We start from the raw sequence: 12236 nt of genomic DNA on the forward strand, positions 1-12236 counted from the left end.
TTATGTCAGGAGGCTGCAAGCGATAGGCCCCGACCGGCTGTCGCGCTTGGGAAAAATTGCTATCTTTCAAGCCATGACGACGAGCGAACAAAACCTGGCATCGGGGCAGGGTTGGTACGTCTGTGACGTGCTGTGCACGGCCGGCGCCGGCGACCGCCCGTTCGAGGAGGCGCACGACACCTTCTGCGTTGCCGCTGTCACCAGCGGCACCTTCCGCTACCGCACCAGGCAAGGCGCCGCCATGCTGGCGCCGGGCGCGATCCTGCTCGGCAATGTCGGCGCCTGCTATGAATGCGGGCATGAGCATGGCGCCGGCGACCGTTGCCTGTCCTTCCACTTCGCTCCGGCCTATCTCGACCGCATCGCCAGCGACGTGCCCGGCGCGAGCAAGCTCGCCTTCGGCGTGCCGCATATGCCGCCTTTGCCGGCGCTCGCATCGCTGCTGGCCGAGGCGGAAGCGGCGCGCGAGATGGTCGACATCGACGCCTTTGAGGAGCTTGGCCTGCGAATTGCCGGCGCAGCACTGGCAGTTGCCGGCGCAGCACTGCCCGTCGCCAGCGATGCGGTGCCTGGCGTTCGACCGCCGAGCCGCCGCGACCAGAAACGGGTTGCCGAGGCGGTGCGGCAGATCGAGCTCAATGCCGACAGGCCGGTCTCGCTTTCCGAGCTTGCCTGCGCGACGGCGACCAGCCCGTATCATTTCCTGCGCACCTTCCGGCAGGTCGCAGGCATGACGCCCTATCAGTTTCTGCTGAGAACCCGGCTGCACCGCGCGGCGGTGCGGCTGCGCATGTCAGGCGATGCCATCTCGGCAATCGCCTTCGAGGCCGGTTTCAACGATTTGTCGACGTTCAACCGCCGTTTCCGGCGCGTCATGGGCGAAACGCCTGGCCACTATCGCGCCCGGCGGGTGGCTACCCGCTGATGCGTCCGCCTGCCTCCTGATACGCTCTTTGCTTTGAAAACGGTCCATCGCAGGCTTTTGCCCTTGCGGCGGCGAAATGCGTTATGGCCAAATCGTCGCAATCAACGGTATCCATTTGAAATTGCCGCCAAAATTGTCGTTGGAAAACCGCCACGAATATTGGAGTTTCGGCCGTGCTTCCTATATAAGCGGTCAGTGATTCCTGATTAGATTGTGATCCGATTTGACCGACCAAAAACCCCCGCGCGGCGCCGACGGCGGCCCTACCGGCATCGAGCCCATCTCCATCATCGAGGAGATGCAGAGCTCCTACCTCTCTTATGCCATGAGCGTCATCGTCAGCCGTGCGCTGCCCGATGTACGCGACGGCCTGAAGCCGGTTCACCGCCGCATTCTCTATGCGGCGCATGAGAGCGGTTACCACTGGAACCGCAAATATGTGAAGTCGGCCCGCCCGGTCGCCGACGTGATGGGTAAATACCATCCGCATGGCGACGCCTCGATCTACGACGCCTTGGTGCGCATGGCGCAGGACTGGTCGCTGCGCGTTCCGCTGATCGACGGGCAGGGTAATTTCGGCTCCATCGACGGCGATCCGCCGGCGGCGATGCGCTACACCGAATCGCGGCTGACCAAGGTCGCGCATGAACTCTTGGAGGACATCGACAAGGAAACCGTCGATTTCCAGGAGACTTATGACGCATCCGACACCGAACCGAAGGTGCTGCCGGCCCGCTTCCCCAATCTTCTGGTCAACGGTTCCGGCGGCATCGCCGTCGGCATGGCCACCAACATCCCGCCGCACAATCTGGCCGAGATCTGCAACGGCGCCATCGCCATCATCGACAATCCGGCGATCGATTTGCCGGCGCTGATGGAGATCATTCCGGGTCCCGATTTCCCGACCGGCGGCATCGTGCTCGGCCGTTCCGGCATCTACAGCGCCTATGCGACTGGCCGTGGCTCCATCGTCATGCGCGGCAAGGTCAATGTCGAACAGCGCGGAAACGACCGTGAATCGATCATCATCACGGAAGTCCCGTACCAGGTGAACAAGGCCTCGATGATCGAGAAAATGGCCGAGCTGGTGCGCGACAAGCGCATCGAAGGCATTTCCGACATTCGCGACGAAAGCGACCGCCAGGGCTACCGCGTCGTCATTGAGCTGAAGCGCGACGCTGTCGCCGACGTCATTCTCAACCAGCTTTACCGCTTCACGCCGCTGCAGACCTCCTTCGGCGCCAATATGGTGGCGCTGAACGGCGGCAAGCCGGAAGTGATGAACCTGACCGACATGCTGAAGGCGTTTGTCGGCTTCCGCGAAGAGGTGATTAGCCGGCGCACGAAATTCCTGCTGCGCAAGGCGCGCGACCGCGCCCACGTGCTGGTCGGCCTCGCCATAGCCGTCGCCAACATCGACGAAGTGATCAAGCTGATCCGCACCGCGCCCGATCCGCAGACGGCGCGCGAGCAGTTGATGGAGCGGCGCTGGCCCTCCGGGGACGTGGAGTCGTTGATTCTGCTTATCGACGATCCGCGCCATCGCATCAACGAGGATGGCACCTACAACCTCTCCGAGGAACAGGCGCGCGCAATCCTCGAACTGCGCCTGCAGCGCCTGACCGCGCTCGGCCGTGACGAAATCGCCGACGAGCTGAACACCATCGGCGACGAGATCAAGGATTACCTCGACATTCTGTCGTCCCGCGCCCGCATCCAACAGATCGTCAAGGACGAGCTTGCCGCCGTGCGCGACGAGTTCGGCACGCCGCGCCGCACCGAGCTCACCGACGGCGGCGCCGACATGGAAGACGAGGACCTGATCCAGCGCGAGGACATGGTCGTCACCGTCAGCCATTCCGGCTACATCAAGCGCGTGCCGCTGTCGCTCTACCGGGCGCAACGCCGCGGCGGCAAGGGCCGCTCCGGCATGTCGACCAAGGAAGAGGATTTCGTCACCCGGCTGTTCGTCGCCAACACGCATACGCCGGTGCTGTTCTTCTCCTCGCGCGGCATCGTCTACAAGGAAAAGGTCTGGCGGCTGCCAATCGGCAATCCGCAGTCGCGCGGCAAGGCGCTGATCAACATGCTGCCGCTGGAGCAGGGCGAGCGCATCACCACCATCATGCCGCTGCCCGAGGACGAGACCAGCTGGGGCGAACTCGACGTCATGTTCGCCACCACGCGCGGCACCGTGCGCCGCAACAAGCTGTCCGAATTCGTCCAGGTCAACCGCAACGGCAAGATCGCCATGAAGCTGGAGGAGGAGGGCGACGAGATCCTCGGCGTCGAGACCTGCACAGACAATGACGATGTGCTTTTGACCGCCAGCTCCGGCCAGTGCATCCGCTTCCGCGTTGGCGATGTGCGCGTCTTCCAGAGCCGCAATTCGGTCGGCGTGCGCGGCATAAGCATGGCCGAGACCGACCGCATCATCTCCATGTCGGTGATCGAGCATGTCGATGCTTCGCCGGCGGAACGCTCCGCCTACCTCAAGCGGGCAGCACTGGAGCGGCGGCTTGCCGCCGAGGTGACCGGCGAGGAAGAAGAGATTGCACTCACCAATGAGGAGATTGGCGAGGAGACCGAGCTTTCCGACAGCCGTTACGAAGAGCTCAAGGCGCATGAGCAGTATGTGCTGACGGTGACCGAATATGGCTACGGCAAGCGCTCGTCATCCTACGATTTCCGCCTGACCGGACGCGGCGGCAAAGGCATCCGCGCCACCGACGTGTCGAAGGTGGCCGAGATCGGCCAGCTGGTGGCGACGTTCCCGGTCGGCAATGACGACCAGATCATGCTGGTTTCGGACGGCGGCACGGTCATCCGGGTGCCGGTCAACGGTATCCGTTTCGCCAGCCGCGCCACCAAGGGCGTGACCATCTTCAACACCGCCGAAGGCGAGAAGGTGGTCTCGGTCGAACGGATCTCGGAGCCGCAGGCCGACGAGGATGTCGAAGAGGGTGTCATTGAGGCCGGCGCCGGAGATGCCGTACCGGACGGCGCCGAATAAGTTTTGACCAACAACGCCGGCCCGAGGGCCGGCGCAAACAAGAAACCAGCAATAAATCAGGGGCGATGGTGGGGCCAGCGAGCGCCGAAACCTTCGAACCGCTTTGTGCGGACACGGACGCGTGCTGCCTCGCTATGCAATCCGAATGCGGTGGCGATCAGCATGGCGACGGTCATTGCGGTGGCGAGCATGTAGATCAGCATGTGCGTGTTCTCCTGCGCCTATCCAACGGTTAGATCGGGTTTTGGTTTCATCTTCCGAAGTGCAAACTAGCGAACGCGGCGTGAAGTCTTCGTGATCAAGGCATTCATCTGTCGTTCATGTCTGCGAAAAGGTTCACGCAGATGTTCCCAATCGCATTTGCCTTCCGGCCAATGCCCCGCTAGAAGCACCTCCCATGACCGATCGCATCGCCCTTTATGCCGGCTCCTTCGACCCGCTGACCAACGGCCATCTCGATGTGCTGAAGGCATCGCTGGCTGTCGCCGACACGGTATATGCGGCGATCGGCACCCATCCCGGCAAGACGCCGCTGTTTTCCTTCGACGAACGGGTGAAGCTGATCGAGGCCGCGACCAAGGCCGAATTTGGCCGCGACGGCGACCGTATCAAGGTCGTCGCCTTTGACGGGCTGGTCATCGACGCGGCCCGCAAGCATGGCGCCTCGATCATGATCCGCGGCCTGCGCGACGGCACCGATCTCGATTACGAGATGCAGATGGCCGGCATGAACGAGACCATGGCGCCGGAACTGCAGACGGTTTTTCTGCCCGCCAGCCCATCGGTACGCACCATTACCGCCACACTTGTGCGCCAGATAGCCTCGATGGGCGGAGACATCCGTCCCTTCGTACCGGCCGCCGTTGCCGGTGCGCTCACCGCCAAATTCGCGAAATAGTGCATGTCGCCCCAAAGTGGATGCCGGTTTTTTTGGGCAACGACATGCACCCTAACAAAGACCTTCGGAGATCCCTTATGCAGCTGAAAAAGCTCGCCTCGTTCCTCGTCGTGCTTGCCGGTCTCGTGACCGCATCCGTTTCGGCCTTCGCCGCCGAACCGGAAAACACCATGGTCATCACCTTGAAGAACGGCGACGTCACCATCGCGCTACGCCCCGACCTGGCACCCAAGCATGTCGCGCAGATCAAGAAGCTGGTGCGTGAAGGCGCTTATAACGATGTCGCATTCCACCGGGTCATCAACGGCTTTATGGCGCAGACCGGCGACGTCAAGTTCGGCAACATGAAGAAGGGGTTCAGCCCCGAGGCCGTCGGCACCGGCGGTTCAGACCTGCCCGACCTGCCGGCCGAATTCTCGCAGAGCGAACATTTCAAGCGCGGCACGCTCGGCATGGCCCGCTCGCAGGACCCGAACTCCGCCAATTCGCAGTTCTTCATCATGTTCGCGCCGGCGCCGAACCTCGATGGCCAGTACACCATCGTCGGCAATGTCGTCAGCGGCATCGAACTGGTGGACAAGATCAAGAAGGGTGACGAGGCCGACAACGGCACGGTCAGCGAGCCCGACCGCATGATCAAGGTACGCATCGCCGCCGACAAGTAAACCAATCAAATCAATCTGTTTTCTGAGATAAAGGATATACGACATGGCTGAGATCAAGGACCGCGAAAACGCGCTCATCCTGGAAACGACCAAGGGCAAGGTCGTCATCGAACTGTTTCCCGACCTGGCTCCCGGCCACGTCGCCCGCATCAAGGAACTGGCGCGTGAAGGCGCCTATGATGGCGTGGTCTTCCACCGCGTCATCGAAGGCTTCATGGCGCAGACCGGCGACGTGAAGTTCGGCAATTCGACCAAGCCCACTTTTGCCCCCTCCCGCGCGGGCATGGGCGGCTCGGAAAAGCCGGACCTGAAGGCTGAGTTCTCCAACGCCAACCATGGTCGCGGCACCTGCTCGATGGCCCGTTCGCAGAACCCGAACTCCGCCAATTCGCAGTTCTTCATCTGCTTCGACGATGCCGCCTTCCTCAACCGCCAGTACACGGTCTGGGGCCAGGTCATCGAAGGCATGGACAATGTCGACAAGATCAAGCGCGGCGAGCCGGTGGTCGATCCCGACAAGATCGTGTCGCTGAAGGTCGCGGCCGACGTCAAGTAAGGACAAACGACGATGATGGGCGTGGTCTGGTCGCTGCTCGGCATCCTGTCCGGCGCCTTCATCGCCATTCAGGCACCGATCAACTCGCAGCTGGCGCGCGGCCTGGGGCTCCCGGTCGCGGCGGCGGCGTTTTCGTTCCTGTCGGGTGCGGTTGTGCTCGGCATCATCTCCGTCGCCGTTGTGCGGCTGCAGGACATCTCGCTCGACTGGAAGGCGCCGGCGCCCTGGCTGTTCATCGCCGGCGGCATGCTCGGCGGTTTCTATGTCACGCTCTCGACCATTCTTACGCCGCGCATTGGTGCAGCCGCGCTGATGGCGTTCCTGGTTGCCGGCCAGTTGCTGGCCGGCATGCTGATCGACCGCGTCGGCTTTCTCGGAGTGGCGGTGCGCGAGATTTCGCTCGGCCGCATCGCCGGCGCGGTGCTGCTCTTGGCCGGAGCGCTGCTCGTTCGGCTCTACTGATGCGCGTCGACCTCTTCGACTTCGACCTGCCTGAGGAGCGCATCGCGCTTCGCCCGGCCGAGCCGCGCGACAGCGCCAGAATGCTGGTGGTCAGGCCGGGCGAGGGTCTTTCGGATCGCACGGTTGGCGACCTGCCGTCCCTGCTCAGGGCTGGCGATGTTCTGGTCTTCAACGACACCAAGGTCATACCTGCCCAGTTAAGAGGCATCAGGCGACGCGGCGAAGCGCAGGCGCAGGTCGACGCCACGCTGCATATGCGCATGGCGCCTGACCGCTGGCTGGCCTTCATGCGGCCGGGCAAGCGCGTCGCCGCCGGCGACCGCATCCATTTCGGCCATGACGGCAATTCCTGTTTTCTCGGCCAACTCGACGCCACGGTGATCGAGAAGGGCGACGCCGGCGAGGCGTTGCTCGGCTTCGACCTCTCCGGCCCGTTTCTCGACGAGGCGCTGCATGCCGTCGGCCACATCCCGCTGCCCCCCTATATCGCCTCCAAGCGCGACGACGACGCGCGCGACCTGACCGACTACCAGACCATCTATGCCAAAGAGGAAGGTGCTGTGGCAGCGCCCACCGCCGGCCTGCATTTCACGCCGGAACTGTTTGCAGCACTCGACGCTAAAGGCATCGAACGCCGCTTCGTCACCTTGCATGTCGGCGCCGGCACCTTCCTGCCGGTCAAGGCGGACGACACCGCTGACCACAAGATGCATGCCGAGACCGGCTCGGTCAGCGAAGCAACAGCCGACGCTCTGAATGGCGCCAAGGCGCGGGGCGGGCGCATCATCGCTGTCGGCACGACCTCGCTGCGCCTGCTGGAGAGCGCGGCACGGCCTGATGGCTCGCTGACCGCCTGGTCCGGCCCGACCGACATCTTCATCACGCCGGGCTATCGGTTCAAGACCGCCGACCTGCTGATGACCAATTTCCATCTGCCGCGTTCGACGCTGTTCATGCTGGTTTCGGCCTTCAGCGGCCTAGATACGATGCGTGCGGCCTATGCTCATGCCATCGGGAACGATTACAGGTTCTATTCCTACGGAGATGCAAGCCTGCTTTATCGAGCGGAGATGAGCGATGGACGATGACTTGCAGGCCTTTGATCGCGAAAGCCTGATCGCCGAAGTGAAGAAATTGCGTGCCGGCATTCGCCAGCACCGAGATTCTACCGGCCATGATTTATGCTGGCATCATCCCAACCTGTGGGACCTGCTGCCGGAAAAGACCGATCCATCGATTGCTGTGCCGCCATGGCCGAAATTCATGCGCGGCTGCATCCAATACCGGCAGTCGCTCGACAGGCAGGCGCCAGGCGCGCCTGTCCATGACAAGGAATTCAATGGCTGAGACATTCACCTTCAAGATTCTCGCCACCGACGGCAAGGCGCGGCGCGGTGTCATCGACATGCCGCGCGGCGAAATCCGCACGCCGGCCTTCATGCCGGTCGGCACCGGCGGCACGGTCAAGGCCATGTATATGGACCAGGTGCGCGGCGTCGGCGCCGACGTCATTCTGGGCAATACCTATCATCTTATGCTGCGGCCAGGCGCCGAGCGCGTGGCGCGGCTTGGCGGCCTGCATGAGTTCGCCCGCTGGCCACAGCCGATCCTGACCGACAGTGGGGGTTTTCAGGTCATGTCGCTGTCGAAGCTCAGAAAATTGACCGAGAAGGGCGTCACCTTTCGCTCGCACATTGACGGCGCTGCCTACGAGATGTCGCCGGAGCGCTCGATCGAGATCCAGGGCCTGCTCGATTCCGACATCCAGATGCAGCTCGACGAATGCACAGCGCTGCCGGCCGACCTCAAGCAGATCGAGCGCGCGATGGAGCTGTCGCTGCGCTGGGCCGAGCGCTGCAAGACAGCGTTCGGCGACCAGCCCGGCAAGGCCATGTTCGGCATCGTCCAGGGTGGCGACAACGCAGCACTCAGGGTGCGCTCGGCGCAGGCGCTGAGCGCGATGGAGCTGAAGGGCTATGCCGTCGGCGGCCTGGCCGTCGGCGAGCCGCAAGCGGTGATGCTGGATATGCTGGAGATCACCTGTCCGGAATTGCCTGACAACAAGCCTCGATATCTCATGGGCGTCGGCACGCCGGACGACATCGTGAAATCGGTGGCGCGCGGCATCGACATGTTCGACTGCGTGATGCCGACCCGCGCCGGCCGCCATGGCCTGGCCTATACCAGGCGCGGCAAGGTCAATCTCAGGAATGCCCGCCATGCGGACGATCCGCGGCCGCTGGACGAGGAGAGTGACTGCCCGGCGGCACGCGACTATTCACGCGCCTATCTGCATCATCTCGTGCGCTCGCAGGAGGCGCTGGGCGCGATGCTTCTGACGTGGAACAACCTGTCTTACTATCAGAAGCTGATGCAGGACGTTCGCGCCGCGATCGAGGCAAAGGCCTTCGAGGCGCGCACATCAGACATTTCAGAGGGATGGGCGAGGGGCGATATTCCGGTGCTATAAGCACATCTAGGTGCTGAGCGAATTCGCTGCGCGCAAGCTGCAGCCGGTGATTTGAAAGCTGCCGTCGGGCTGCTGTTCCAGCGTGTAGACCGCCTCATAGTCCTTGCCGTCGGGCCCAACGATCAGCACTTGCTGGATTAGCGAAGTTGGCCCCATCTGCTCGACCTTGCCGAAGGAATAGCTCTGCGGCTGGCGCACCGGCGGATAGCCGTTGGTCACCATGTTCATGAAGGTGTCGACGGTCGGAAAGATGCGCTTCACATTTGGAGCGGCGAAACTGTACGCCTTGGCGCCATCATTGGCGATGAGCGCCTTCAACTGACCATCGATGACGGCCTGGCCGGCCTTGACTTCGGCGTCGCCGGCAAGGGCTGCCGACACGAACAACGCGAACAGCAATGAAACAACTGCGAATGCGGTGCGGCGCATGGCCTGTCTCCATTGTCCCCCAACAAAACCTGTCCCGGGACGCATCATACCATACGCTTTGCGGAGCCTCACGGTTTCAGCAACCGCAATATTCGCCACGCAAGTGCCACATGATCATGCTTAAGCCTCCTTTAACGCGGGGCGCGCATCGTAGGGACGGGTGGGGACCCGTTCGCGCAACCAGGGGACGACCATGTTCAAGCAGCCGATCGACCGGCGCCTTTTGCTGAAGGGCGCGGCAAGCCTCGCAGTTTTGGCCCCCTTGCCCGCCTGGGCAAGCACTGGGCCGACCGTCACGGAAGTCGCCTTTGATCCCGCCATTCCAGCGCTCGGCAACCCCGATGGCGACGTCACCATCGCCGAATTCGTCGACTATCAGTGCCCGATCTGCAAGCTCGTCTTCGTCGAACTGAAGAAGTTGATGGAAGAGGACAGCGGCGTTCGGCTTGTGATGAAGGACTGGCCGATCTTCGGCGACGTGTCGCGCGACGCGGCGCGGGTGACGCTGCTGAGCGGCGAACACTATGGCGCGGCGGTCGATGCGCTGATGACCAACCAGCGCGGCCTTTCGGAACGCCGCACCAACGACATCCTTTCTTCCGTCGGTGTCGATGTGGCGATGGTGCGTGCCGACCTCGCCATCCGTGAACCCGATATCGACGCTGCCCTTGTCCGCACCGAAGTCCAGGCGACGGCGTTCAAGCTGCGCGGCACGCCAGCCCTGGTCATCGGCGGCAACTTGTATCGGCGCGGCATGCCGGTGTCCGAACTGAGACAAGCCGTCGCCAAGGCGCGCTCGGCCTGATGCTTGAAAGCCGGGCGGCAGTCTGCCACAAGGGCCGCTTGTGTGCTGAAGCTTGATCGGGACCGGCAATGAAGACGTTTTTCATGCAGATAAAGTGCGATCTGGGCAAGTCCTACGAGGTCGCCAGCGCGCTCGCCGATGCCGAAATCGCCTCGGAAATCTACTCGACCGCCGGCAATTACGACCTGCTTGCCAAATTCTACGTCGACGACGAGGAAGATGTTGGTCACTTCGTCAACGAGAAGGTACAGATTATTCCCGGAATCAAGGACACCTTCACGGTCGTCACTTTCCGCGCTTTCTAAAGCAATTCCAGGAAAAGTGTGAAGCGGTTTTCCGTCCGGAATTGCGTCGAAGCAAAAAGCCATGGCAGGTCGCCGTTGCCATGAAACGGTGAACTGCTATGGCCGCATCAGGCACTTGCCCGGCGACAAGGCAGAGCCTGATTAAGGTCCCGTTCCGACTGCCCGAATTTTGGGCAGTCGAAACATACTGATCGCCGATATCCTCCAAATCACCGATTGCGCTTGATTTTCTCCCGCGACGCCAGTGAAATGGCGTCACAGGGGAGTATGCGATTGGCAGCGTTCGATGAAATGCTTCCGGAAGTTTCCGGGCTGAGACAACCGTATACGGCTTACGACCGCTGGCTGAAGGAGCAGGATCCGGCCAGGCTTACCGAAAAGATGCAGGACGCCGAGCGCGTCTTCCGCAAGACCGGCATTACCTTCGCCGTCTATGGCGAGCAGGAAGCCTCCGAGCGGCTGATCCCCTTCGACATCGTGCCGCGCATCATCTCCGGCAATGAATGGCGAAGGCTGACGCAAGGCATCGAGCAGCGCGTGCAGGCGCTGAACGCTTTCCTCGACGACATTTACCACCGCCAGGAAATCCTGCGCGCCGGCCGCGTGCCGAGGGAGCTGATCGCCAGGAACGAGGCGTTCCTGCCGGAAATGATCGGAGTGCGGCCACCGGCCGGCGTCTACACCCACATTATCGGCGTCGATATCGTCCGGATCTCGGAGAACGAGTTCTACGTGCTGGAGGACAATGCGCGCACGCCGTCGGGGGTCTCCTACATGCTGGAGAACCGCGAGACGATGATGCAGCTCTTTCCCGAGCTGTTCCAGCAGATCAAGGTGCGGCCGGTGGAGAATTATCCGCAATTGCTGCGCCAGTCGCTGGCGGCAGTGCGGCCGCAAAGCACCAAGGGGGCACCGACCATTGCCGTGCTGACGCCGGGCAGCTTCAACTCCGCCTATTTCGAACATGCCTTCCTCGCCGACCAGATGGGCGTGCAACTGGTCGAAGGCCAGGATCTGCGCGTTGTAGACGGCCACGTCGCTATGCGCACGACCGAAGGCTACAAGCAGATCGACGTGCTTTACCGGCGCGTCGACGATTCCTTCCTCGATCCGCTGACCTTCCGGCCGGAATCGGCCCTTGGCGTGCCCGGCATCATGGACGTCTACCGCGCCGGCAACATCACCATCGCCAACGCGCCGGGAACCGGCATCGCCGACGACAAGGCGATTTATTCCTACATGCCCGACATCGTCGAGTTCTACACCGGCCGCAAAGCCATCCTCGGCAACATCCCGACCTGGCGCTGCTCGGAGCCCGACAGCCTGAAATACGTGCTCGAACACATCCATGAGCTGGTCATCAAGGAAGTGCACGGCTCCGGCGGCTACGGCATGCTGGTGGGGCCGGCTGCGACCAAGAAGGAATGCCAGGATTTCGCCAAGAAGCTGCAGGCGAAGCCTTCCAACTACATCGCCCAGCCGACGCTGGCGCTGTCGACCTGCCCGATCCTGACAGAAAAAGGCCTGTCGCCGCGCCATGTCGACTTGCGACCCTATGTTCTGGTCTCCGACCGAATCCAGATCGTTCCCGGCGGCTTGACGCGGGTGGCGCTGAAGGAGGGTTCTTTGGTCGTGAATTCCTCGCAAGGCGGCGGCACGAAGGATACGTGGGTGTTGGACGATTAGGTAGGGAATAGGGCAGTAGGCA

At 62.5% G+C, this 12236-nt stretch carries 14 protein-coding genes; 12 read left to right on the top strand and 2 right to left on the bottom strand.

Annotation, left to right across the window (positions count from 1 at the left end; all coding sequences use genetic code 11):
• The first annotated feature begins 73 nt into the window (after window positions 1–73).
• Together NKI88_RS01945 and gyrA are read left to right on the top strand one after the other, a co-directional pair.
• The gene (locus tag NKI88_RS01945) at window positions 74–925 is read left to right on the top strand and encodes a helix-turn-helix transcriptional regulator (RefSeq protein ID WP_023750732.1); all 852 of its coding nucleotides are present in this window, start codon (window positions 74–76) and stop codon (window positions 923–925) included.
• Between the two features lie 223 nt (window positions 926–1148).
• Window positions 1149–3938: a DNA gyrase subunit A gene (gene gyrA / locus NKI88_RS01950; protein ID WP_352653614.1), complete on the top strand. Its 2790-nt coding sequence runs from the start codon at window positions 1149–1151 to the stop codon at window positions 3936–3938.
• A 56-nt stretch (window positions 3939–3994) separates the two neighbouring features.
• Here gyrA and NKI88_RS01955 read toward each other — a convergent pair whose 3' ends face one another.
• Window positions 3995–4141 carry a hypothetical protein gene (locus NKI88_RS01955; RefSeq protein ID WP_352653615.1) on the bottom strand — a complete coding sequence of 49 codons (147 nt, stop codon included), beginning with the start codon at window positions 4139–4141 and terminating at the stop codon, window positions 3995–3997.
• A 194-nt stretch (window positions 4142–4335) separates the two neighbouring features.
• Between NKI88_RS01955 and coaD the strand changes: the two genes are divergently transcribed.
• From coaD to tgt, 7 genes are all read left to right on the top strand, one after another.
• Entirely contained in the window at window positions 4336–4836 is a 501-nt protein-coding gene (gene coaD / locus NKI88_RS01960) for a pantetheine-phosphate adenylyltransferase (RefSeq protein ID WP_023670954.1), read from the top strand.
• Between the two features lie 170 nt (window positions 4837–5006).
• A complete protein-coding gene (locus NKI88_RS01965; RefSeq protein WP_245270985.1) occupies window positions 5007–5501 on the top strand; it encodes a peptidylprolyl isomerase in 495 nt (164 codons plus the stop codon).
• Window positions 5502–5544: 43 nt separating this feature from the next.
• Window positions 5545–6057 carry a peptidylprolyl isomerase gene (locus tag NKI88_RS01970; RefSeq protein ID WP_023730156.1) on the top strand — a complete coding sequence of 171 codons (513 nt, stop codon included), beginning with the start codon at window positions 5545–5547 and terminating at the stop codon, window positions 6055–6057.
• A 12-nt stretch (window positions 6058–6069) separates the two neighbouring features.
• Window positions 6070–6519: a DMT family transporter gene (locus NKI88_RS01975; protein ID WP_023730155.1), complete on the top strand. Its 450-nt coding sequence runs from the start codon at window positions 6070–6072 to the stop codon at window positions 6517–6519.
• Window positions 6519–7607: a tRNA preQ1(34) S-adenosylmethionine ribosyltransferase-isomerase QueA gene (gene queA, locus NKI88_RS01980; RefSeq protein WP_352653616.1), complete on the top strand. Its 1089-nt coding sequence runs from the start codon at window positions 6519–6521 to the stop codon at window positions 7605–7607. The genes NKI88_RS01975 and queA overlap by 1 nt, the downstream gene beginning before the upstream one ends.
• The gene (locus tag NKI88_RS01985; RefSeq protein ID WP_023684641.1) at window positions 7597–7866 is read left to right on the top strand and encodes a hypothetical protein; all 270 of its coding nucleotides are present in this window, start codon (window positions 7597–7599) and stop codon (window positions 7864–7866) included. The genes queA and NKI88_RS01985 overlap by 11 nt, the downstream gene beginning before the upstream one ends.
• Window positions 7859–8989 carry a tRNA guanosine(34) transglycosylase Tgt gene (gene tgt, locus NKI88_RS01990; protein WP_023688620.1) on the top strand — a complete coding sequence of 377 codons (1131 nt, stop codon included), beginning with the start codon at window positions 7859–7861 and terminating at the stop codon, window positions 8987–8989. The genes NKI88_RS01985 and tgt overlap by 8 nt, the downstream gene beginning before the upstream one ends.
• A 6-nt stretch (window positions 8990–8995) precedes the next feature.
• Here the strand turns inward: tgt and NKI88_RS01995 are convergent, their stop codons facing one another.
• Window positions 8996–9418, bottom strand: coding sequence for a DUF4864 domain-containing protein (locus tag NKI88_RS01995; RefSeq protein WP_023684643.1), 423 nt, complete (start codon window positions 9416–9418; stop codon window positions 8996–8998).
• A gap of 193 nt (window positions 9419–9611) precedes the next feature.
• On the opposite strand from NKI88_RS01995, the gene NKI88_RS02000 reads away from it, so the two are divergent.
• The 3 genes from NKI88_RS02000 to NKI88_RS02010 all read left to right on the top strand — a co-directional run bounded on the left by NKI88_RS02000 (window position 9612) and on the right by NKI88_RS02010 (window position 12214).
• The gene (locus NKI88_RS02000; RefSeq protein WP_023700783.1) at window positions 9612–10223 is read left to right on the top strand and encodes a DsbA family protein; all 612 of its coding nucleotides are present in this window, start codon (window positions 9612–9614) and stop codon (window positions 10221–10223) included.
• 68 nt (window positions 10224–10291) lie between these two features.
• Window positions 10292–10528, top strand: a complete 237-nt coding sequence (locus tag NKI88_RS02005) for an Lrp/AsnC family transcriptional regulator (RefSeq protein WP_023670963.1) — start codon at window positions 10292–10294, stop codon at window positions 10526–10528.
• A 273-nt stretch (window positions 10529–10801) separates the two neighbouring features.
• Entirely contained in the window at window positions 10802–12214 is a 1413-nt protein-coding gene (locus NKI88_RS02010) for a circularly permuted type 2 ATP-grasp protein (protein WP_023688618.1), read from the top strand.
• Window positions 12215–12236 lie beyond the last annotated feature (22 nt).

Source organism: Mesorhizobium sp. M0317, assembly GCF_040321555.1.
Lineage (GTDB): Bacteria > Pseudomonadota > Alphaproteobacteria > Rhizobiales > Rhizobiaceae > Mesorhizobium.

Bases quoted from the DNA above. Each gene is read 5' to 3' on its own strand.
- NKI88_RS01945 (WP_023750732.1), top strand. From the start codon at position 74: ATGACGACGAGCGAACAAAACCTGGCATCGGGGCAGGGTTGGTACGTC.
- NKI88_RS01955 (WP_352653615.1), bottom strand. From the start codon at position 4,141: ATGCTGATCTACATGCTCGCCACCGCAATGACCGTCGCCATGCTGATC.
- coaD (WP_023670954.1), top strand. From the start codon at position 4,336: ATGACCGATCGCATCGCCCTTTATGCCGGCTCCTTCGACCCGCTGACC.
- NKI88_RS01965 (WP_245270985.1), top strand. From the start codon at position 5,007: ATGGTCATCACCTTGAAGAACGGCGACGTCACCATCGCGCTACGCCCC.
- NKI88_RS01970 (WP_023730156.1), top strand. From the start codon at position 5,545: ATGGCTGAGATCAAGGACCGCGAAAACGCGCTCATCCTGGAAACGACC.
- NKI88_RS01975 (WP_023730155.1), top strand. From the start codon at position 6,070: ATGATGGGCGTGGTCTGGTCGCTGCTCGGCATCCTGTCCGGCGCCTTC.
- queA (WP_352653616.1), top strand. From the start codon at position 6,519: ATGCGCGTCGACCTCTTCGACTTCGACCTGCCTGAGGAGCGCATCGCG.
- NKI88_RS01985 (WP_023684641.1), top strand. From the start codon at position 7,597: ATGGACGATGACTTGCAGGCCTTTGATCGCGAAAGCCTGATCGCCGAA.
- tgt (WP_023688620.1), top strand. From the start codon at position 7,859: ATGGCTGAGACATTCACCTTCAAGATTCTCGCCACCGACGGCAAGGCG.
- NKI88_RS01995 (WP_023684643.1), bottom strand. From the start codon at position 9,418: ATGCGCCGCACCGCATTCGCAGTTGTTTCATTGCTGTTCGCGTTGTTC.
- NKI88_RS02000 (WP_023700783.1), top strand. From the start codon at position 9,612: ATGTTCAAGCAGCCGATCGACCGGCGCCTTTTGCTGAAGGGCGCGGCA.
- NKI88_RS02005 (WP_023670963.1), top strand. From the start codon at position 10,292: ATGAAGACGTTTTTCATGCAGATAAAGTGCGATCTGGGCAAGTCCTAC.